This window comes from Nonomuraea sp. NPDC049649 (assembly GCF_040675175.1).
Classification (GTDB): domain Bacteria; phylum Actinomycetota; class Actinomycetes; order Streptosporangiales; family Streptosporangiaceae; genus Nonomuraea.
Genome location: NZ_JBFAOH010000037.1, coordinates 23,060 through 43,311 on the forward strand (window position 1 = coordinate 23,060; position 20,252 = coordinate 43,311).

Genomic DNA, 20,252 nt, shown 5'->3' on the forward strand with positions numbered 1-20,252 from the left:
TCAGTCCTCCAGAGCGGCGAGTCCGGGAAGGGTCTTGCCCTCCAGGTATTCCAGGCTGGCTCCGCCACCGGTGGAGATGTGCGAGAAGCCGTCTTCCGGCAGGCCGAGCGTGCGGACCGCGGCCGCCGAGTCGCCGCCGCCCACCACGGTGAAGGCGTCGGAGGCGATCAGCGCCTCGGCCACCGCGCGGGTGCCGCCGGCGAAGGCGTCGAACTCGAACACGCCCATCGGGCCGTTCCAGAACACGGTGCGGGCGTCGGCCAGCTTGGCCGCGAACAGCTCGCGCGTACGCGGCCCGATGTCGAGCCCCTGCCGGTCGGCGGGGATCGCGTCGGCGGGCACCACGTCGTGCGGGGCGTCCTCGGCGAAGGCGGTGGCGGCCAGCACGTCGACCGGCAGCACCAGGTCGACGCCGCGCTCGGCGGCGTCGGCCAGGAAGCCGCGCACCTGGTCGAGCTGGTCCTCCTGGAGGAGCGACCCGCCGACCTCGTGGCCCTGCGCCTTGAGGAAGGTGTACGCCATGCCGCCGCCGATCAGCAGCCGGTCGACCCGGGTGAGCAGGTTGGCGATGACGCCGAGCTTGTCGCTGACCTTGGCGCCGCCGAGGACGACCACGTAGGGCCGCTCGGTGTCCTCGGTCAGCTTCCGCAGCACCTCGACCTCGGCCGTGACCAGCCCGCCCGCGGCGTGCGGCAGCAGCGCGGGCACGTCGTAGACGCTGGCGTGCTTGCGGTGCATGGCGCCGAAGCCGTCGCCCACGTAGAGCTCGGCCAGCCCGGCGAGCCGCTCGGCGAAGGCGCGGCGCTCGGCGTCGTCCTTGGCCGTCTCGCCGGGCTCGAAGCGGAGGTTCTCCAGCAGGGCCACCTGGCCGTCCTGGAGGCCCTCCACCGTGGCGCGGGCGCTCTCGCCGGCCGTGTCGGCGGCGAAGGCGACGTCCTGGCCGAGCAGCTCACTCAGCCGGGCGGCCACCGGCCGCAGCGAGAACTCCGGCTTGACCTGCCCCTTGGGCCTGCCCAGGTGGGCGCAGACGATGACCTTCGCCCCGTTGCCCGCGAGGGCCCGGATGGTGGGCAGCGACGCGCGGATGCGGCCGTCGTCGGTGATCGTCTCACCGTCGAGCGGCACGTTGAGGTCGGCGCGCACGAGGACGCGCCGGCCCTTGACGTCGAGATCGTCGAGTTTGCGCAACTCGGTCCCCTTCGTTGCTCTCTCCGACGACCTACAGGTCCGCGCCCACCAGCTCGATGAGGTCGACGAGGCGGTTGGAGTAGCCCCACTCGTTGTCGTACCAGCCGACGACCTTGACCTGGTTGCCGATGACCTTGGTGAGGCCGGCGTCGAAGATGCAGGAGGCCGGGTCGGTGACGATGTCGGCGGAGACGATCGGGTCCTCGGTGTAGGTGAGGATGCCCTTGAGCGGGCCGTCGGCGGCGGCCTCGACCGCGGCGTTGACCTCCTCGACGGTGACCTCGCGGCCGACGTCGACGGTCAGGTCGGTGGCCGAGCCGGTGGGGATCGGCACGCGCATGGCGAAGCCGTCGAGCTTGCCCTTCAGCTCGGGCAGCACCAGGCCGATGGCCTTGGCGGCGCCGGTGGAGGTGGGCACCACGTTGACCGCGGCGGCGCGGGCGCGGCGCAGGTCCTTGTGCGGGCCGTCCTGCAGGTTCTGGTCCTGCGTGTAGGCGTGGATGGTGGTCATCAGGCCCTTCTCGATGGTGAAGGCGTCGTGCAGGACCTTCGCCATCGGGGCCAGGCAGTTGGTGGTGCAGGAGGCGTTGGAGATGACGGTGTGCTTGGCCGGGTCGTAGGCGTCGTGGTTGACGCCCATGACGACCGTCACGTCCTCGTTCTTGGCCGGCGCGGAGATGATGACCTTCTTGGCGCCGTTGTCGGCGTGGACCTTGGCCTTGACCGCGTCGGTGAACAGGCCGGTGGACTCGACGACCACGTCGACCCCGAGGTCGCCCCAGGGCAGCTTGGCCGGGTCGCGCTCGTCGAACACCTTGATGGACTTGCCGTCGACGGTGATCTCGTCGCTGGAGGCCTTCACCTCGTAGGGCAGGCGGCCCAGAATGCTGTCGTACTTCAGCAGGTGGGCGAGCGTCCCGTTGTCGGTGAGGTCGTTGACGGCGACGATCTCGATGTCCTTGCCGCTGGCGGCGACCGCGCGCCAGAAGTTGCGACCGATGCGGCCGAAGCCGTTGACGCCTACGCGGATGCTCACGGAACCGATCTCCTCGTACATGATGGCGGGCTGATACCTCAACTCCGAAACCCTATCGGACCTGAATAGGTCTAGACCACGCGGTCCCCCTCGCTGTGAATGACGAATCCTGACGCGAGCTTTGGGCGCTTCGAGTAAAGTGCCCGACTCGTCGGAGTAAATTGGGACATTCTCTGGGGGCTGAGATGTCAAAACAACGATCCGGCCTGCTATCAGGCCTGGTCATCGGCTTGTTCGCGACACTGATAGGCACCGCCGGCCTCGGCGCGGCCCTCCTCTACCTGGACCGGCTGCCCGAGATCCTGCGCACCTTCGGGGAGGGGATCCCGTTCCTCGGCACGCTCGCGTTCGTCGTGGGCGTACTCATCGGCTGGGCCGTCCGTCTCGTCCGCCCCCGCAGCGTCCTGCTGTCGCTCGTCACGGCCCTGTACGCGGCGGCGTCCGTGCCCGGCGCCCTGATCATCATGGGCGCGTACGTGTTCTCGACCGTCGGCGAGCAGCGGTTCGGCCCGGACGCTCCGATCCCGCCGCCGACTCTTCAGGGTATCCTCGGCGCCCTCCCGGATGCCGCCCGGAACTTCTGGACCGTGTTCGAGACGGCGCCGTGGCAGCTGCCCACCCCCATGGCGGCCGCCGCCCTGCCCGCGTTCGTCCTCGTACTCACCCGGGCCCTGCGCCTGCGCCGGACGGGCAGGCACGCCGCGGCCGGGAAGCCGGAGCAGGACGCGGAGGAGACGGCCGCCGCGCCGGAGCCGGAGCCCGAGTACCGGGCCCCGTTCGAGCCGCTCCAGCCGCCCAAGCAGGACCCGGCCTCGACCGGCAGCTTCTTCCTGCCGCCGGACCGCTATCAGGCCTAGACGCTCAGGGCGTCAGCATGTCGGCCGTGAGGTTGGCCTCGGTACTGGGGATGCCGAGGTCGGCCGCCCGCTTGTCGGCCATGGCCAGCAGCCTGCGGATCCGCCCGGCGATCGCGTCCTTGGTGAGCGGCGGGTCGGCGAGCTGGCCCAGCTCCTCCAGGGACGCCTGCTTGTGCTCCACCCGGAGCCGGCCGGCGACCACCAGGTGCTCCGGAGCGTCGTCGCCGAGGATCTCCAGCGCCCGCTGCACCCGCGCGCCCGCGGCCACCGCGGCGCGGGCCGAGCGGCGCAGGTTGGCGTCGTCGAAGTTGGCCAGCCGGTTGGCGGTCGCCCTGACCTCCCGGCGCATCCGCCGGTCCTCCCAGGCGAGCACGCTGTCGTGGGCGCCCAGCCTGGTCAGCAGGGCGCTGATGGCGTCGCCGTCGCGGACCACGACCCGGTCGACGCCGCGCACCTCCCGCGCCTTGGCGTGGATCTTGAGCCGCCGGGCCGAGCCGACCAGCGCCAGCGCGGCCTCCGGGCCCGGGCAGGTCACCTCCAGCGACATCGACCGCCCCGGCTCGGTGAGCGACCCGTGGGCGAGGAACGCGCCCCGCCAGGCCGCCTCGGCGTCGCACGAGGCGCCCGCCACCACCTGCCGCGGCAGGCCGCGGACCGGCCGCCCGTGGTTGTCGATGAGGCCCGTCTGCCGGGCCAGCGCCTCACCGTCGCGGTAGACGCGCACGACGTAGCGGGACCCCTTGCGCAGCCCCGCGGGGGCGAGCACGAGCACCTCGGCCTTGTGGCCGAACACCTCGCCTATGTCCTTGATCAGCCGCCGCGCGGTGGCGTTGGTGTCGAGCTCCGCCTCGATCACGATGCGCCCGCCCACGAGGTGCAGGCCGCTGGCGAAGCGCAGCAGCGTCGACACCTCGGCCTTGCGGCAGCAGGGCTTGAGCACCGGCAGTCGGCTGAGCTCGTCCTTCACCACACCCGTCATCGCCATAAGCGTTAGTCCTCCCCCAATCAGACCGGCTCACAGCATCCTCTCGCACCTTCGCGCCGCGCCGACCAGGATCAACGCTTCTGGAGGAAAATCTCGTCCAGGACGGAGGCAAGACGTCGTGGGTCATGCCGCGGCGAGCCGTCGCGGGCCGCCACGTCGGCCATCACCAGCCGGGCGCCGAACGCCGCCGCCGACTTCTCCAGCGCGTCGAGGTCGTCGACCACGCCGGTGTCGGCGAGCACCACGTCCAGCGACAGGCCGGGGGCGTGCTGCCGGAGCACCTCCAGGTGCTGCTGCGGCGAGAAGTCGTCGGTCTCGCCCGGCTGGGGCGCCAGGTTGAGCGTGACCAGCCTCTTCGCCTCGGTCTCGTGCAGCGCCCTGGCCAGCTCGGGCACCTTCAGGTGCGGCAGCACGCTGGTGAACCACGAGCCGGGCCCGAACACCACCCAGTCGGCCTCCAGCACCGCCTGCACGGCCTCCGGCCGCGCGGGCGGGTCCTCGGGCACCAGCGAGATCGCCTGCACCCGGCCGGGCGTGAGCGCGCACGCCACCTGCCCGCGTACGGTCGAGATCACGCCGTCGAGCTCCACCTCGGCCACGATGTCGAGCGGCACCGAGGCCATCGGCAGCACCCTGCCGTGCGCGCCGAGCAGCCGCCCCACCCAGTCGAGGCCCGCCACCGGGTCGCCGAGCAGCTCCCACAGGGCCACGATGAGCAGGTTGCCGACCGCGTGCCCGTGGAGCTCGCCCTCGCTGCGGAAGCGGTGCTGGACCACCTCGCTCCAGGTGCTGCCCCACTCGTCGTCGCCGCAGAGCGCGGCCAGCGCCATGCGCAGATCACCAGGCGGGAGCACGCCCAGCTCGCGCCGGAGCCGGCCGCTGGAACCGCCGTCGTCGGCCACGGTGACGACCGCCGTCAGCGCGTCGGTCACCACCCGGAGCGCCGACAGGGACGCGTACAGCCCGTGGCCGCCGCCCAGGGCCACCACGCGGGGCCCGCCGCAGGGCGGCTGCGACCCCGCCCAGAACGGCGGTTCGCTTAACGCGCGCCCGTTCGCACCGGTCACTCCCGCCCCACATCCCGGTGACTGACCTGGACCTCCATGTCGCGGTCGCGCAGGCGGGCGGCGAGCTGCTCGGCCATCGCGACGCTGCGGTGCTTGCCGCCCGTGCAGCCGACCGCGAGCGTGGCGTAGCTCTTGCCCTCGCGGCCGTAGCCGCTGGCGACCACCTGCAGAACCTCCTCGTACGCGTCGAGGAACTCCTTGGCGCCCGGCTGGCCGAGCACATAGTCGCTCACGGCCGGGTCGGTGCCGTTCATCGGCCGCAGGTCGGGCACCCAGTGCGGGTTGGGCAGGAAGCGGCAGTCGACGACCAGGTCGGCGTCGACCGGCAGGCCGTACTTGAACCCGAACGACACCACGTTGAGCCGCAGCCCGGGACGGTTCTCGCCGCCGAAGTAGGTGACGATGCGGTTGCGCAGCTCGTGGACGTTGTGCGCGGTCGTGTCGATGACCAGGTCGGCGTTGGCCCGCACCTCGCGCAGGATGCCGCGCTCGCGGGCGATGCCGTCGACCAGCCGGCCGTCGCCCTGCAGCGGGTGCGGGCGGCGGACGGCCTCGAAGCGGCGCACCAGCTCCTCGTCGCTGGCCTCCAGGAAGACCACGCGCACCCGCACGCCGCGCGCCTCCAGCTCCTCGATGGCGGCGTTGAGGTCGGTGGTGAAGGCCAGGCTGCGCACGTCGACGACGGCCGCGACCTTGTCGGCGGCGAGCTTGACCTTGCCGGCCTCCTCCGCCATGGCGAAGAGCAGCCCGGGCGGCAGGTTGTCGATCACGAACCAGCCCAGGTCCTCCAGGGCCTTGGCCGCGGTGCTCCGCCCGGCCCCCGACATGCCGGTGACGATGACGAACGCCGGCTCGGTGGTCTTCACTGCCTCTCCCCCTTCAGGGTCGACACGATCACCTCGGCCGTGGCGGGCCCGATGCCCGGGACCTCGCGGATCTGCTCCGCGGTGGCCTCGCGCAGTTTCTTGACGGAACCGAAGTGCTTGAGCAACGCCTGGCGGCGCGCCGGTCCGAGGCCGGGCACGCCGTCGAGCGCGCTCTCCTTGACGGACTTGGACCTCTTGGCCCGATGGTAGGTGATGGCGAACCGGTGCGCCTCATCTCTCACGCGTTGCAGCAGGTAGAGACCCTCGCTTGAGCGAGGCATGATGACCGGGTGGTCCTCGCCGGGCAGCCACACCTCCTCCAGCCGCTTGGCCAGGCCGGCCACGGCGACGTCGTCGATGCCCAGCTCGTCGAGTGCGCGCTGGGCGGCGGCGGCCTGCGGGCCGGCGCCGTCGACCACGACCAGGTTGGGCGGGTAGGCGAACTTGCGCGGCTTGCCCGTCTCGGGGTCGATCGGGCTGTGACCGCCGTCGGCCTCGGCGGTGATCTCGCCGGTGGCGGAGCGCTCCTCCAGGTAGCGGCGGAACCGGCGCAGGATGACCTCGTATATGGCGGCGACGTCGCCGTCCTTGGTCCTGATCGCGAACCGGCGGTATTCGCTCTTGCGGGCCAGGCCGTCCTCGAACACCACCATGGAGGCGACGACGTTCTCGCCCTGGAGGTGGGAGACGTCGTAGCACTCGATGCGCAGCGGCGCCTGGTCGAGGTCGAGCGCGTCGGCGATCTCCTGCAGCGCCTTGCTGCGCGTGGTCAGGTCGCTGGCGCGGCGGATCTTGTGCTGGGCGAGCGACTCCTTGGCGTTGCGCTCGACGGTCTCCATCAGCGCCTTCTTGTCGCCGCGGCGCGGCACCCGCACCTCGACCCTGGCCCCGCGCTGCTCGGTCAGCAGCTCGGTGACGGCCTCGGCGTCGGGCGGCAGGGCGGGCACGAGCACCTCGCGGGGCATCGACTCGGGGCTCGCGTCACCGTACATCTGCAGCAGGAACTGCTCGACCAGCTCGCCGGGACCGGCCTCCTCTACCTTGTCGACCACCCAGCCGCGCTGACCGCGCACCCGCCCGCCGCGCACGTAGAAGACCTGGACGGCGGCCTCCAGCGGGTCCTCGGCGAGCGCGATGACGTCGGCGTCGGTGCTCTCGCCGAGCACGACCGCCTGCTTCTCCAGCGCGCGCTGCAGCGCCTGGATGTCGTCGCGGAGCCGGGCGGCGCGCTCGTACTCCTGCTCGGCGGCAGCCTCGCGCATCTCGCGCTCCAGCCGCTTGATGAAGCGGCTGGTGTTGCCCGCCATGAAGTCGCAGAAGTCCTCCGCGAGGGCGCGGTGCTCCTCGGGGGTGACGCGGCCGACGCACGGCGCCGAGCACTTGTCGATGTAGCCCAGCAGGCACGGGCGGCCGATCTGGCCGGCCCGCTTGAACACGCCGGCGCTGCACGTGCGCACCGGGAAGACGCGCAGCAGCAGGTCGACGGTCTCGCGGATGGCCCAGGCGTGCGAGTAGGGGCCGAAGTAGCGGTTGCCCCTGCGCCTGGCGCCGCGCATGACCTGCACCCGGGGGAAGTCCTCGGACATGGTCACCGCGAGGTACGGATAGGACTTGTCGTCGCGGTACTTGACGTTGAAGCGCGGGTCGAACTCCTTGATCCAGGAGTATTCGAGCTGCAGCGCCTCCACCTCGGTGCCGACCACCGTCCAGTCGACGTCGGCCGCGGTCGTGAGCATGGTCTGGGTGCGCGGATGCAGGGCGGAGAAGTCGGCGAAGTAGGAGTTGAGCCGCTGACGCAGGCTCTTCGCCTTGCCGACGTAGATCACCCGGCCGTGAGCGTCCCGGAACCGGTAGACCCCTGGGGAGTCGGGGATGGAGCCGGACGGGGGACGGAAACTCAACGGACTGCCACCTGAACGCGCCACGATTCCAGCCTAGTGGCCGGGACCGACAGGCTCGCCCGCCGTGCGGGGCGGGCGAGCGGGCTCAGCTCAGGCGAGCGAGATCTGGTCGCCCTCCACCGTGATCTGCTGCTCGGCCAGCGGCTCGGTGGCCGGGCCCTGACTCACCGAACCGTCCTCGATCTTGAACATGCTGCCGTGGCAGGGGCACACGATGGCGCCGTTCTCCACCTTGTCCACCGGGCAGCCCTGGTGGGTGCAGTTGATGCCGAACGCCTTGAACCGGCCCTCCGCCGGCTGCACGACGACGACCTTCTGCTCCGTGAAGATCTTGCCGCCGCCGACCGGGATCTCGGCGGTCGTGGTCAGTCCCCCGGCCGCCTCGGGCGCGCTCGACGCGTCTGCGCCGGACTCGGCCGGGGCGCCCGACTCCGGCGACGCGGTCGTGGTATCACTACCGCCGCAGGCGGCCAGCGCCAGCGTCAGCCCACCCGCGCCGACGCCCGCGAACACCGTCCTGCGGCTCTTCAGGTCTTCTCCCATGCGGCACAGCCAACCGCACCCAGGTGAGAAAAGGATGAAAGGCGTCTTAGGCGAGTCTGATCTTGCCCTCGGTCACACTGATCTTTTTCTCCGCCAGCGGTTCGCTGGCGGGACCCTGTACGACCGAGCCGTCCTCGATACTGAACTGGCTGCCGTGACACGGGCAGTTGATCACCCCGTTGGAGACGCTGGCGACCGCGCAGCCCTGGTGGGTGCAGGTGGCGCTGAAGGCGCGGAAGTCGCCCTCCGACGGCTGGGTGACGACCACGTCCTGGCCCTTGAAGATCTTCCCCTCGCCGATCTCGCTGGTGTCGGCGAGCGCCTTCGGCTGCTTCTTCTTCTTTTCGGGCGCGGCCTGCTCTTCCTCGGCGTACGGGTCCTCCGCCAGATCCTCGGGGTCCGCGGGGTCCGGGGCCGGATCAGCCAGCGGCGTGCCGTAGCTGGCGCAGGCGCTGAGCACCGCGGCCAGACCGGCCCCGCCCGCTCCCAGCATCACCGCACGGCGCGTCGTTTCGGTCATGTGCGTCCTCCCAGGTTCGGCTTTCACTCCAGGTACGTCCGGCACCTGCCGCCGGGTTCAGCCTGGAGCGCACCTGTCCTGGGAACCACGCACAATTACCTGTTCAGACGACCGCTTCAGACCACCACGATGCCGTCGCCCTCGACCTTGACCTCGTAGGAGACGAGCTTGCCGGTGGCCGGGCCCCTCGTCGCCGTGCCGGTGCGGGCGTCGAACTCGCTGCCGTGGCAGGGGCAGGTCATCACGTTGTCCTTGGGGACGCTGACCGCGCAGCCGCGGTGCGGGCAGGCCGCGCCGTACGCCTTGAAGACGCCCTCGGACGGCTGCGCCACCACGATCCGGTACTTCTTCACCACCGTGCCCCCGCCGACCGGGACGTCGGCGGTCTTGGCGATCTCCTTGCCCTTGATACCCGGCGCCTGCCGCGGCCCGCTCTCGCCGCACGCCGCCAGGGCCACCCCGCAGGCGGCCACCCCGGCCACCCCCAGCGCCTGCCGCCGCCCGATCCCGGAGCCCCCGTTCACCGTCATGCCCTCCTCGGCCTTTCCGGCCCGCCCATTACCGGCTTTTCACAATAGGGCCACCCCCTGCCGCCCTCCTCCTCAACCCCGCGTCATCGAACTGCCGGCCCGGAATCCGGCGCTGCCCGGTAAGTCAGCGGACGGTGCGCGGGCGGTCAGCGAGGGCCGTGACGCTCACCTGCATGACGATGACGACCGATTCCCCGTCCGCCCCGGCCCGGCCGCGCTGGTGGCGGCGGCCCTGGGTGGCACCGCTCGCCGTGGTGGCGGTGGCGTTCGTGGCCTTCTCCCTGCCGTCGTACCTGTCGCTGGACCCGGCCCGGTCGCGGGTGCCCGTCCCGGACGCGTTCCCGGCGTACTATCCGCTCCTCTCCCTGCACGTGGTCTTCGGCTCGGTCGCGATGCTCACCTGCTGCCTGCAGATCTGGCCGCGGTTCCGGGCCCGGCATCCGCGGGCGCACCGGGCGATCGGGCGGGTGTACGTGTTCGCGGGTTGCGTGCCGGCCGGGCTCACGGGGCTGGTGGTGGCGCTGGCCACCCCGTTCGGCCCGGTCGCCCGGGTCAGCAGCGTGCTGCTGTCGCTGATCTGGCTCGGCTGCACGGTCGCGGGCTGGCGGATGGCCAGGCGGCGCCGGTTCGCCGAGCACCGCCGGTGGATGATCCGCAGCTTCGCGCTGACCATGTCCATCATCACCAACCGCGTCTACGGCGTGATCATGGCGGTGGCGCTCATGCCGGAGCTGGAGACGACGTTCCACGGCGACGAGGCGCTGCTGACCCGGACGGTGGGCTCGCTGGCGGCGTGGCTCGGCTGGACGCTGCCGCTGCTGGCCGCCCAGTGGTGGCTGGACCGCACGCGGGGTGGATGATCAGCCTCCGGCGCGGTCCCGTCAACGCTCTTCACGGGTCCGGCATGGGTTTTGTGACGGGTCACAGCTCCCGGGCGCCGACTTTGCGGTCCCGTCCAGTTCACAGGGGGCCGTCCGCGGATCATCGTGAGCTGGACGCCCGACCGGATTCCGTCCGCACCACTCCACCCCCCCGACTCCCCCGAGAGGTGCCCCCGCATGATCCGACGCCTGTCCGCCGCCCTGGCCGCGCTCCTGCTGGTCCTGGTGCTGTCCCCGCCCGCCCAGGCCCGGGCCGCGGAGTCGTACGTCGCGCTCGGCGACTCGGCCGCCGCCGGTCCGCTCATCCCCCACCAGGTGCTGCCCGACCTGGGCTGCCTGCGTTCCGACCGCAACTACCCCCGCCTGACCGCCCAGGCCCTCGGCGCCGCCTCGTTCCGCGACGTCACCTGCTCCGGCGCGAAGACCCGCGACATGTACCAGCGGCAGAACACCGAATTAGGCTCGGTGCCCCCGCAGCTCGACGCCCTGCGCCCGGACACCACCCTGGTCACGGTGCACATCGGCGCCAACGACGTCGGCCTGACCGGCTTCATCGAGGACTGCCTGAACCTGCTGCCGCCCCCGATCGGCGACGCCTGCCACGACGACTACGCCACCCCGGACGGCCAGGACGAGTGGCGGGTCAAGACCGACGCCCTGCGGCCCACGCTGGTCCAGCTGGCCGACGACATCCGAGCCAGGTCGCCGCAGGCGAGGATCTTCCTGGTCGGGTACGCGACGTACGCGCGGCCCGACGGCTGCTACCCGCGCGTCCCGATCATCAGGCAGGACGCGAACTACATCCGGGCGACCCTGCGGTACTTCAACCAGATGCTGGCCGAGCAGGCGTCCGCCGCCGGGATCGGCTTCATCGACCTGGAGACGCCCAGCGCGGGCCACGACCCCTGCGCCTCGTCGGGCACCCGCTGGATCGAGCCGTACATCCCCGCCTCCCCGGCGGCCCCCTTCCACCCGAACGCGCTCGGCATGCGCAACTTCGCCGCGATCGTGACCTCGGCCGTGACCGCCGCGCGATGACCCGAAGCTCACCCGCCGTTCAGGGTGCGCCGGGCCGCCAGGGCCGCTCCGATGCGCTGGAGCTGGTCCGGGTCCACGGGGTCCAGCCCGGTCAGGGCGACGGCCCGGCGCAGCCGGTAGTCCACGGTGTTCGGATGGACGTGCAGCAGCTCGGCGGTGCGCCGCCGGTCGAGCCCGGTGTCCAGGTAGGCCTTGAGCGTGCGCAGCAGGTCGGGGTTGCCGAGCAGCGGGTCGAGCAGCCCGGCCAGGCCAGTCAGCGCCTCGCTGGGCCTGCTCAGCTGGTATTCCAGCAGCACGTCGGCGAGCCGGTACGCGCCGGGCGGCCGGCCCAGCGACCGCACCACCTCCAGCACCTCCTCGGCCAGCTTGGCTGCGGCGGGCACGCGGTCCGGCTCGGCGGGCTCGGCGGCGCCCCACACCGGGACGCCCGCCGCCCGGCTCGCCGCCGCCACCAGTTCCCCGGCCCGGCACCACCCGGGCTCGTCGGCGTCCAGCGGCACCAGCACCAGCCCGCCGGTGCCGTCCAGCGCCGACAGGACCTGCCCGGTGGCGTGCCGCTGCCAGGCGTCGCGGAACCGGCGCAGCCTGCGCCGCCCGTCCATCTGCCCCGCGCCGCCGGCGCTCTCGTCGCCGAGCGCCGTCGCGACCACCAGGTAACGGGACGCGAGCCGCACCCCCGCCAGCGCCTTGCGGTCCCCGGCGAGCAGGGCGGAGACGGTCGCGTGCATGGCGTCCTGCTCGTGGCTGCGCATCGCCTCGCGCTCCTCCACGTACGCGGCGCAGACCGCGGAGGTGACGGCGCCGCTGTAGCGGAGGATGAGCCGGTTGGCGGCCAGCACGTCGTCGAGGTCGCCTGGCCCGGCGTGGGCGAACAGGCTCTCCCACACCTTCGCCACCCCGAGCTGGTACGCGGCCAGCAGCGCGTCGAGCGGCACCCCCTCCCGGGCCCGGCGCGCGGCCGAGGCGCGCACCGGGGCGAGCTCGGCCCGGGTGGGCGGCCGCCGCTCGCGGAACACCCGGCTGATCACCCGCAGGTTGTGCTCGGTGATGCGGGTGATGTCGCCGTCGAGCTCCTCCTCGGGCAGCCGCCGGTAGAGCGGGATCTCCTCGGCGAACGCGCCGACCAGCCGCCGTGCCAGCCGTACGAGGGGCCGCCCCAGCAGATCGTGTACGGACACGCCGCCGAGCATGAGCGGCCGCGGCGCTTCTTCCGACACGGTCAGACCCTGTCAAACCACCCGTCGGAAGACAAGGGCCCCTTCTCCCCTCGTACAGCGACACCCTGCGGACGGTCGGGAACCCCCTGACACGTCGGACAGGGAACCCCTGACCCCCTGACACACCGGACGGGCAGTCCCGGAGGCAGCGGCTCATCTCGGCCCGGCCGCCCGGTTTCCGGTCAGACGGACAGAATCTTCCGCAGGAACCGCCCGGTGTGGCTCTCCTCCACCAGCGCCACCTCCTCGGGCGTGCCCGCCGCGACCAGGGTGCCGCCGCGCGAGCCGCCCTCGGGCCCCATGTCGATGATCCAGTCGGCCGTCTTGATGACGTCGAGGTTGTGCTCGATGACGATGACCGTGTTGCCGCCGTCGACCAGCCTGCCGAGGACGCCGAGCAGCCGCCGGATGTCCTCGAAGTGCAGGCCGGTGGTCGGCTCGTCGAGGACGTAGACGGTCCGCCCGGTCTGCCGCCGCTGCAGCTCGGAGGCGAGCTTGACGCGCTGCGCCTCGCCGCCGGAGAGCGTCGTGGCGGGCTGGCCGAGCCGGACGTAGCCGAGGCCGACGTCGTGGAGCGTCTGCAGGTGGCGTTTGATCGCCGGGATGGCGTCGAAGAAGGCCAGCGCCTCCTCGATCGGCATGTCGAGCACCTCGGCGATCGTCTTGCCCTTGTAGTGGACCTCCAGCGTCTCCCGGTTGTAGCGGGCGCCGTGGCACACCTCGCAGGGGACGTAGACGTCGGGCAGGAAGTTCATCTCGATCTTGATGGTGCCGTCGCCGGAGCACGCCTCGCAGCGCCCGCCCTTGACGTTGAAGCTGAACCTGCCCGGCTGGTAGCCGCGCACCTTGGCCTCGGTCGTGGCCGCGAACAGCTTGCGGATGTGGTCGAACACGCCGGTGTAGGTGGCCGGGTTGGACCGGGGCGTGCGGCCGATCGGCGACTGGTCGACGTGGACGACCTTGTCGGCCAGGTCGATGCCGTTGATCCGGGAGTGGCGGCCGGGGACCGTGCGGGCGCCGTTGAGCTCCTTGGCCAGCGCGTTGTAGAGGATGTCGTTGACCAGCGTGGACTTGCCCGACCCGGACACGCCGGTGACGGCGGTGAACAGGCCGAGCGGGAACTCGATGTCGACGCCCTTGAGGTTGTGCTGGCGGGCGCCCTTGACGGTGATCTGCCGCTTCTTGTCGCGCTTGCGGCGGGTGGCCGGGACCGGGATGGTCCGGCGCCCCGCCAGGTACTGGCCGGTGACGGACTCCTCGCAGGCCAGCAGGTCCTGGACGGTGCCGGAGACGACGATCTGCCCGCCGTGCTCGCCCGCGCCGGGGCCGATGTCGACCACCCAGTCGGCGGCGGCGATGGTGTCTTCGTCGTGCTCGACCACGATCAGCGTGTTGCCCATGTCGCGGAGCCTGACCAGGGTGTCGAGCAGGCGCATGTTGTCGCGCTGGTGGAGGCCGATGGACGGCTCGTCCAGCACGTACAGGACGCCGACGAGGCCGGAGCCGATCTGCGTGGCGAGCCGGATGCGCTGCGCCTCGCCGCCCGCCAGGGTGGCGGCGGCGCGGTCGAGCGAGAGGTAGTCGAGGCCGACGTCGAGCAGGAAGCCCATGCGGGCGTTGATCTCCTTGACCACCCGCTCGGCGATGTGCATGTCGCGGTCGGACAGCTTGAGCCCGGCCAGGAACTTGGCGCACTCGCCGATCGACATCGACGACACCTCGGCGATGGACTTGCCGGCGACGGTCACGGCCAGCGTGACCGGCTTGAGCCTGGCCCCCTTGCAGGTGGGGCAGGGCACCTCGCGCATGTAGCCCTCGAACCGCTCACGGGTCGAGTCGCTCTCCGCCTCGGCGTGCCGGCGCTGCACCCACGGGATGACGCCCTCGTAGGTGGTGTAGTAGGCGCGGCGGCGGCCGTAGCGGTTGCTGTAGCTGACGTGGACCTGCTCGTCGTGGCCGTAGAGCAGCGACTTCTGCGCCTTCTTGGACAGCTTCTCCCACGGGGTGTCGGGGGTGAAGCCCATGGCGTTGCCGAGCGCCTCGACCAGGCGGCCGAAGTATTCGCTGGTGTGGCCGCCGCTCCACGGGTGAAGAGCGCCCTCGCGGAGCGTCCGCTCCGGGTCGGGGACCACCAGGTCGGGGTCGACCTCCATCTTGGTGCCGAGGCCGGTGCAGTCCGGGCAGGCGCCGTAGGGCGAGTTGAACGAGAACGAGCGCGGCTCCAGCTCCTCGAACGACAGGTCGTCGTACGGGCAGTAGAGGTGCTCGGAGTAGAACCGCTCGCGGCCGGGGTCGTCGTCGGGCAGGTCGACGAAGTCGAGCGTGATCGTGCCGCCGGACAGCTGCAGCGCGGTCTCCACCGAGTCGGTGAGGCGGCGCCGGGCCGACTCCTTGACCGAGAGCCGGTCGACGATGACCTCGATGTCGTGCTTCTCGTACTTCTTGAGCGTCGGCGGCTCCTCCAGCCGGACGACCGTGCCGTCGACGCGGGCGCGGGCGAAGCCCTTGGTCTGCAGCTCGCGGAAGAGCTCGGCGTACTCGCCCTTGCGGCCGCGGACGACCGGGGCCAGCACCTGGAAGCGGGTGCCCTCCTCCAGGTCCATCACGCGGTCGACGATCTGCTGCGGCGTCTGGCGGGCGATCGGGCGGGAGCAGACCGGGCAGTGCGGCTTGCCGACGCGGGCCCACAGCAGCCGCAGGTAGTCGTAGACCTCGGTGATCGTGCCGACCGTCGAGCGGGGGTTCTTGCTGGTCGACTTCTGGTCGATGGAGACCGCGGGAGACAGGCCCTCGATGAAGTCGACGTCGGGCTTGTCCATCTGGCCGAGGAACTGGCGGGCGTAGGCCGACAGCGACTCGACGTAACGCCGCTGGCCCTCGGCGAAGATCGTGTCGAAGGCGAGGCTCGACTTGCCCGAGCCGGAAAGGCCGGTGAATACGATCAGAGCGTCTCGCGGCAGGTCAAGCGAGACGTCCTTGAGGTTGTGCTCTCGTGCACCACGCACGATCAGGCGGTCTGCCACGGCGATCCCGGAATTCGAAAGGCGGATAGGTCCACGGGGGATGGTAGACGGGGGCTCCGACAATTTCGCCGAGCCGGACCGGCCCGGCCGGTGCCGCTCGCCGCGACCCCGTCCCCCCTCAGATTACGGCCTCCGCGGCGCGGTCATGAGGCCTTCCGTTATCAACCACGTGACCTGCCCTTTTATGCCCGCCCCCGGCAGCGCGCGAGCCCATGATGAAATGACGGATCATGACCGTGCTCGTCACCGTACAGACAGAACTGGCCGAGGCGAACGCCCGGCTGCTGGCCACCGCCGCCACCCTTACCGACGCCGGCGTCCGCGCCCCCTCAAGACTGCCCGGCTGGACCCGCGGCCACGTGCTGACCCACCTGGCCAGGAACGCCGACAGCCACGTCAACCTGCTCACCTGGGCCAGGACCGGCGTGAAGACCCCGCAGTACCCCGACGCGGCAACCCGCGACGCGCAGATCGAGGCCGGGGCGGCCCGCCCGGCGGCCGAGCAGCTGGCCGACCTGCGCGACAGCGTCGCCTGCCTGGACGCCACCATCCGCGAACTGCCCGCGGACGCCTGGCGGGCACAGGTCGGCGGCATGCGCCCGCCTCCCCATCCCGCCTGGTACTGCCTGGTCAGGCGGCTGCGCGAGGTGGGCATGCACCACGTGGACCTGGACGCGGGCTACGGCCCGGCCGACTGGCCGGAGGCGTTCGTGGCCCGGGAGCTGCGCGACTGCCTGCGCATGTGGCCGCGCGAGCGGAGCACGATCAGCGCCGTCCGCCTCCTCACCCCGGACGGCGAGACGGCGGACGAGTGGCGGGATCTCGGCGCGGGCCCGGCCGTGGCGGGCGCGCCCGCGGACGTCCTGGCCTGGCTGACCGGAAGGTCCGCAGGCGAGCGGGTTAGGGTGGTGCCTGAGGGGCAGCCGGTCCCGCCGCCACCGCCGTGGCTGACCGGTGTCGCCCCGGCTGACCTGCCCGCGACGCCCCCGGAGGACTACTGATGAGCTACACCGGCGACGTCCAGGTCGGCGGCCCCGCCGACGTGCGGGAGCTGACCGATCTGAGCATCTCCAAGCTCGCCGTCGGCCCCTACGACAACAACGCCTACCTGCTGCGCTGCCGGGCGACGGGCGAGGGCCTGCTCATCGACGCGGCGGCCGAGCCCGACCGGCTGCTCGCCCTGATAGCCGACGGGCCGCTCGGCACGATCGTGACCACCCACCAGCACGGCGACCACTGGCAGGCGCTGGAGCAGGTGAGCAAGGTGACCGGCGCCCAGGTGGTGGCGCACCCGCTGGACGCCTCCGCCCTGCCCGTGCCGGTCGGCCGCACGGTCGAGCACGGCGACCGCATCACGTTCGGCGAGATCACGCTGGAGGTCATCCACCTGCGCGGCCACACGCCCGGCTCGATCGCCCTGCTGTACGACGGCGGCGACGACGGCCCTCACCTGTTCACCGGCGACTCGCTGTTCCCCGGCGGCGTGGGCAACACCTGGAAGGACCCGGAGCGGTTCGAGCAGCTCTACACCGACGTGGTGGAGCGCATCTTCGACCGCCTCCCCGACGAGACGTGGGTCTACCCCGGCCACGGCAAGGACACCACGCTCGGCGCCGAGCGGCCGTCGCTGCCGGAGTGGAAGGCGCGCGGCTGGTGAAGAGGACGCCCCTCTTCCGCAGGTCGTTGCCGGAGTGGAAGGCGCGCGTCAGCCGCGTGACAGGACGCGCATGATCCGTTCGGCCGCCCGGGCGGGCTCGTCGGCCAGTCCCACGAGCTCGCCCCACGACCAGCGGTAGAACCACCCGCCGTCCATCGGCACGCAGTCGACGGTCTCGGCGAGCATCGCGGTCTCGGGGTCGCTGACGCGCAGCGCGGGCGGGTCGGCCCGGAGCGTGGCGGTCAGCCCGTGGCGCTCCAGCTCCCCCGCCAGCTTGGCGAGGAAGTACGTGCGCGTGTGCTCGCGCGGGTTGCCCTGCATGGCTCCATGAAAGCCGATGACACCGGGAAAGTCCGCTCTTTCCCGGTGCCGGGGAGTCACTGGCCGAGACGGGAGGCCTCGCGCCGGAGCTCGCGCTTGTAGAACAGCATCCGCAGCGGGATGGCGGCCACCAGGGCGATCTGCATGCTGGCGCCGATCTTGATGGGCATGTCGCCGACCTCGGGCCAGGCGACCCAGAAGGTCAGGAACGCCACGTTCACCATGATCCAGGCGAGCACGACCGCGGCGAGCTGGCCCTTGGGCTTGGGGTACTCGATGCGGCTGACCATCAGCCAGGCGACGCCGAGCACGCCGAGCAGCGCCCACAGGCTGGGCTCGAACAGCAGCACGATCGAGATCACGGTCATCGCGCCCATCGGGATGGGCAGCCCCATGAAGTCGCCGCTCTTGGTCTTGACGCAGGCGAAGCGCGCCAGCCGGACCACGCCGGCGACGAGCACCGCCACGGCGGCCGCGACCACGGCGACGAAGGGCACGGCCTCGGTGAACCCGCCCCAGATCACGACCATGAACGCGGGCGCGAAGCCGAAGCTGATCACGTCGGCGAGGTTGTCGAGCTCGGCGCCCATGGCCGAGGCGCGGAACCGCCGGGCCACCAGCCCGTCGAACAGGTCGCAGGTGGCGCCGATGAGCAGCAGCACCACCGCGGTGGCGAAGTAGCTCGGGGCGGGGGTGAAGTCACCGCCGGTGCGCAGGGCGTTGATGGCGGACGCGGCCAGCACGCACACGGCGAGGAACCCGCAGATCGCGTTGCCCAGGGACAGCGAGTCCGCGGCCGACAGCCGGAACGCCTTGCCGACCGGGCCGCGAGGTTCTTCCTCTTCTGCTTCTGCCGCCTGCCAGCGGCCGGCGTCAGCCGTGGTCAATTCTGGTCACCCCCGCAACCGTCTTCTCGCCCACGGACACCGCAGGGGCGATCCCTTCCGGAAGATAGATGTCGACCCGGGAACCGAGGCGGATGAGCCCGATGCGCTCACCCTGCGCGACCTTCGCGCCGGCACTCACGTACGGCACGATCCGGCGCGCCACCGCGCCAGCGATCTGCACCATCTCGACGTCACCGAGCGCGGTCTCGAAATGCCACACCACGCGCTCGTTCTGGTCGCTGTCCTTGTTGAAAGCCGGCAGGAACCCACCCGCCACATGCTGCACGGAGGTGACATTTCCCGCAAGAGGTGCACGATTGACGTGGACGTTCAGCGGGCTCATGAAGACGGCCACGCGGGTGCGGCCGTCCGGCCACGGGTCGACGCTCTGGACGACGCCGTCGGCCGGGGAGAGGATCCGCCCGGTCCCGACCTCGCGGTCGGGGTCGCGGAAGAACCAGAGCATCCCGCCGGTCAGGGCGCCCAGCGGCACGGCCGCGAGTGCCCACCGGCGGTCCCGTCGCGTCAGCAGCGCGGTGGCGGCCGCCGCGGCCGCCGTCGGGAGGAGCCACGGGGAGACCCCGCGTGCGAGCCTGAACCGGCTCGTCTTTGCAAGATCGACTGACACGTACAACCTTTGGATGGTGACTGAACGGAGCGCTTTGCCGTGATGGTACAGAACCCGTAACTATGACATGACACAACTACTCAAGCAAAGCGCCTCGAAAGCCATTTAGCTACACCTGCTCCGAGGGAGCTTTCTCACTGGCGCGCATGTCGACGCGGGCCTTGATCAGGCTGGCCACGGTGGTGATCACCATCGTGGAGCCGATGACCGTGAGGGACACCCAGATCGGGATGTGGGGCGCCCAGGAGACTCCACTGGAGTGCAGAGCTTCCAGAACCAGCTTAACCCCGATGAATCCCAGGATGAACGCGAGCCCGTAGCTGATGTAGACCAGCTTCTGGAGCAGGCCGCCCAGCAGGAAGTAGAGCTGACGGAGCCCCATCAGGGCGAACGCGTTGGCGGTGAACACGATGAACGGGTCGGTCGTGAGCCCGAAGATCGCCGGGATGGAGTCGAGCGCGAACAGCAGGTCGGTGCTGCCGATGGCGATCATGACGATCAGCATGGGGGTGACCATGCGCCTGCCGTCGATCTTCACCATGATCTTGGAGCCGACGTAGTCCTGGGTGGTGGGCAGGCTCCGGCGCACCCAGCGGAGCAGGAGGTTCTCCTTGACCTCCTCCTCCTCGCCCTTCAGGTGGCCGCGGACGATGTTGATCGCCGTGTAGACCAGGAACGCGCCGAACACGTAGAACAGCCAGCCGAACCGTTCGAGGGCCGCGGCGCCGAGCCCGATGAAGATGCCCCGCATGACCAGCGCGAGCAGGATGCCGATGAGCAGCACCTTGTGCTGGTGGACCTTCGGCACCGCGAAGCGGCTCATGATGATGTAGAAGACGAACAGGTTGTCGACGCTGAGGCTGTATTCAGTGATGTAACCGGCGAAGAACTCCCCGGACTTCTCCGCCCCCAAGGTGAGCCAGAGGACCACGCCGAAGATGACGGCCAGCGTCACATAGAAGCTGACCCACCCCCCGGCCTGGCGCATGGAGAACTCACGGGCCTCACCGCGGTCGACGATCCACAGGTCCACGGCGAGCACGATCAGGAGACCGCCGATGACGACGATCCAGGCCCACAAAGGTTCGGTCACGGTGCATTACCTCC

General features: G+C 71.2%; 20 protein-coding genes. 5 read left to right on the forward strand and 15 right to left on the reverse strand.

What is annotated here, in order from left to right; translation table 11 throughout:
• Together AB0J42_RS30755 and gap are read right to left on the reverse strand one after the other, a co-directional pair.
• Nucleotides 1-1,188: a phosphoglycerate kinase gene (locus tag AB0J42_RS30755; RefSeq protein ID WP_364300568.1), complete on the reverse strand. Its 1,188-nt coding sequence runs from the start codon at nucleotides 1,186-1,188 to the stop codon at nucleotides 1-3.
• Nucleotides 1,189-1,219: 31 nt separating this feature from the next.
• The gene (gene gap / locus AB0J42_RS30760; protein ID WP_364300570.1) at nucleotides 1,220-2,224 is read right to left on the reverse strand and encodes a type I glyceraldehyde-3-phosphate dehydrogenase; all 1,005 of its coding nucleotides are present in this window, start codon (nucleotides 2,222-2,224) and stop codon (nucleotides 1,220-1,222) included.
• 230 nt (nucleotides 2,225-2,454) lie between these two features.
• Between gap and AB0J42_RS30765 the strand changes: the two genes are divergently transcribed.
• Entirely contained in the window at nucleotides 2,455-3,081 is a 627-nt protein-coding gene (locus tag AB0J42_RS30765) for a hypothetical protein (RefSeq protein ID WP_364300572.1), read from the forward strand.
• Nucleotides 3,082-3,085: 4 nt separating this feature from the next.
• On the opposite strand, the gene whiA is transcribed toward AB0J42_RS30765, so the two are convergent.
• From whiA to AB0J42_RS30800, 7 genes are all read right to left on the reverse strand, one after another.
• Entirely contained in the window at nucleotides 3,086-4,066 is a 981-nt protein-coding gene (whiA, locus tag AB0J42_RS30770) for a DNA-binding protein WhiA (protein WP_364300574.1), read from the reverse strand.
• A gap of 71 nt (nucleotides 4,067-4,137) precedes the next feature.
• Nucleotides 4,138-5,055: a uridine diphosphate-N-acetylglucosamine-binding protein YvcK gene (gene yvcK, locus AB0J42_RS30775; RefSeq protein WP_364300647.1), complete on the reverse strand. Its 918-nt coding sequence runs from the start codon at nucleotides 5,053-5,055 to the stop codon at nucleotides 4,138-4,140.
• Nucleotides 5,056-5,129: 74 nt separating this feature from the next.
• Nucleotides 5,130-5,999 carry an RNase adapter RapZ gene (rapZ, locus tag AB0J42_RS30780; RefSeq protein WP_364300576.1) on the reverse strand — a complete coding sequence of 290 codons (870 nt, stop codon included), beginning with the start codon at nucleotides 5,997-5,999 and terminating at the stop codon, nucleotides 5,130-5,132.
• Nucleotides 5,996-7,900, reverse strand: coding sequence for an excinuclease ABC subunit UvrC (gene uvrC, locus AB0J42_RS30785; protein ID WP_364300578.1), 1,905 nt, complete (start codon nucleotides 7,898-7,900; stop codon nucleotides 5,996-5,998). Before uvrC ends, rapZ begins: the two co-directional genes overlap by 4 nt.
• A gap of 90 nt (nucleotides 7,901-7,990) precedes the next feature.
• The gene (locus AB0J42_RS30790; RefSeq protein WP_364300580.1) at nucleotides 7,991-8,443 is read right to left on the reverse strand and encodes a Rieske (2Fe-2S) protein; all 453 of its coding nucleotides are present in this window, start codon (nucleotides 8,441-8,443) and stop codon (nucleotides 7,991-7,993) included.
• Between the two features lie 46 nt (nucleotides 8,444-8,489).
• Nucleotides 8,490-8,963 (reverse strand): Rieske (2Fe-2S) protein, encoded by a 474-nt coding sequence (locus tag AB0J42_RS30795; protein ID WP_364300582.1) that lies wholly within the window; start codon nucleotides 8,961-8,963, stop codon nucleotides 8,490-8,492.
• A gap of 116 nt (nucleotides 8,964-9,079) precedes the next feature.
• Nucleotides 9,080-9,493 (reverse strand): Rieske (2Fe-2S) protein, encoded by a 414-nt coding sequence (locus AB0J42_RS30800; protein WP_364300584.1) that lies wholly within the window; start codon nucleotides 9,491-9,493, stop codon nucleotides 9,080-9,082.
• A gap of 173 nt (nucleotides 9,494-9,666) precedes the next feature.
• Between AB0J42_RS30800 and AB0J42_RS30805 the strand changes: the two genes are divergently transcribed.
• Both AB0J42_RS30805 and AB0J42_RS30810 read left to right on the forward strand, forming a co-directional pair.
• On the forward strand, nucleotides 9,667-10,353 hold the full coding sequence (locus AB0J42_RS30805; protein ID WP_364300586.1) for a DUF2306 domain-containing protein: 687 nt from the start codon (nucleotides 9,667-9,669) through the stop codon (nucleotides 10,351-10,353).
• Between the two features lie 198 nt (nucleotides 10,354-10,551).
• Complete coding sequence (locus AB0J42_RS30810) at nucleotides 10,552-11,412, forward strand: SGNH/GDSL hydrolase family protein (protein ID WP_364300588.1); 861 nt, start codon at nucleotides 10,552-10,554, stop codon at nucleotides 11,410-11,412.
• A gap of 8 nt (nucleotides 11,413-11,420) precedes the next feature.
• On the opposite strand, the gene AB0J42_RS30815 is transcribed toward AB0J42_RS30810, so the two are convergent.
• Together AB0J42_RS30815 and uvrA are read right to left on the reverse strand one after the other, a co-directional pair.
• Entirely contained in the window at nucleotides 11,421-12,629 is a 1,209-nt protein-coding gene (locus tag AB0J42_RS30815) for a helix-turn-helix domain-containing protein (protein WP_364300591.1), read from the reverse strand.
• Nucleotides 12,630-12,811: 182 nt separating this feature from the next.
• A complete protein-coding gene (gene uvrA, locus AB0J42_RS30820; protein WP_364300593.1) occupies nucleotides 12,812-15,652 on the reverse strand; it encodes an excinuclease ABC subunit UvrA in 2,841 nt (946 codons plus the stop codon).
• A gap of 230 nt (nucleotides 15,653-15,882) precedes the next feature.
• On the opposite strand from uvrA, the gene AB0J42_RS30825 reads away from it, so the two are divergent.
• Both AB0J42_RS30825 and AB0J42_RS30830 read left to right on the forward strand, forming a co-directional pair.
• The gene (locus AB0J42_RS30825; RefSeq protein WP_364300595.1) at nucleotides 15,883-16,653 is read left to right on the forward strand and encodes a maleylpyruvate isomerase family mycothiol-dependent enzyme; all 771 of its coding nucleotides are present in this window, start codon (nucleotides 15,883-15,885) and stop codon (nucleotides 16,651-16,653) included.
• The gene (locus AB0J42_RS30830; protein WP_364300597.1) at nucleotides 16,653-17,309 is read left to right on the forward strand and encodes an MBL fold metallo-hydrolase; all 657 of its coding nucleotides are present in this window, start codon (nucleotides 16,653-16,655) and stop codon (nucleotides 17,307-17,309) included. Before AB0J42_RS30825 ends, AB0J42_RS30830 begins: the two co-directional genes overlap by 1 nt.
• A 48-nt stretch (nucleotides 17,310-17,357) precedes the next feature.
• Here the strand turns inward: AB0J42_RS30830 and AB0J42_RS30835 are convergent, their stop codons facing one another.
• The 4 genes from AB0J42_RS30835 to AB0J42_RS30850 all read right to left on the reverse strand — a co-directional run bounded on the left by AB0J42_RS30835 (nucleotide 17,358) and on the right by AB0J42_RS30850 (nucleotide 20,238).
• Nucleotides 17,358-17,630 (reverse strand): hypothetical protein, encoded by a 273-nt coding sequence (locus tag AB0J42_RS30835; RefSeq protein ID WP_364300599.1) that lies wholly within the window; start codon nucleotides 17,628-17,630, stop codon nucleotides 17,358-17,360.
• Nucleotides 17,631-17,686: 56 nt separating this feature from the next.
• The gene (pssA, locus tag AB0J42_RS30840; protein ID WP_364300601.1) at nucleotides 17,687-18,517 is read right to left on the reverse strand and encodes a CDP-diacylglycerol--serine O-phosphatidyltransferase; all 831 of its coding nucleotides are present in this window, start codon (nucleotides 18,515-18,517) and stop codon (nucleotides 17,687-17,689) included.
• The gene (locus AB0J42_RS30845) at nucleotides 18,504-19,151 is read right to left on the reverse strand and encodes a phosphatidylserine decarboxylase (RefSeq protein WP_364300603.1); all 648 of its coding nucleotides are present in this window, start codon (nucleotides 19,149-19,151) and stop codon (nucleotides 18,504-18,506) included. Before AB0J42_RS30845 ends, pssA begins: the two co-directional genes overlap by 14 nt.
• A 103-nt stretch (nucleotides 19,152-19,254) precedes the next feature.
• Entirely contained in the window at nucleotides 19,255-20,238 is a 984-nt protein-coding gene (locus tag AB0J42_RS30850; RefSeq protein WP_364300606.1) for a TerC family protein, read from the reverse strand.
• Between the last annotated feature and the right edge of the window lie 14 nt (nucleotides 20,239-20,252).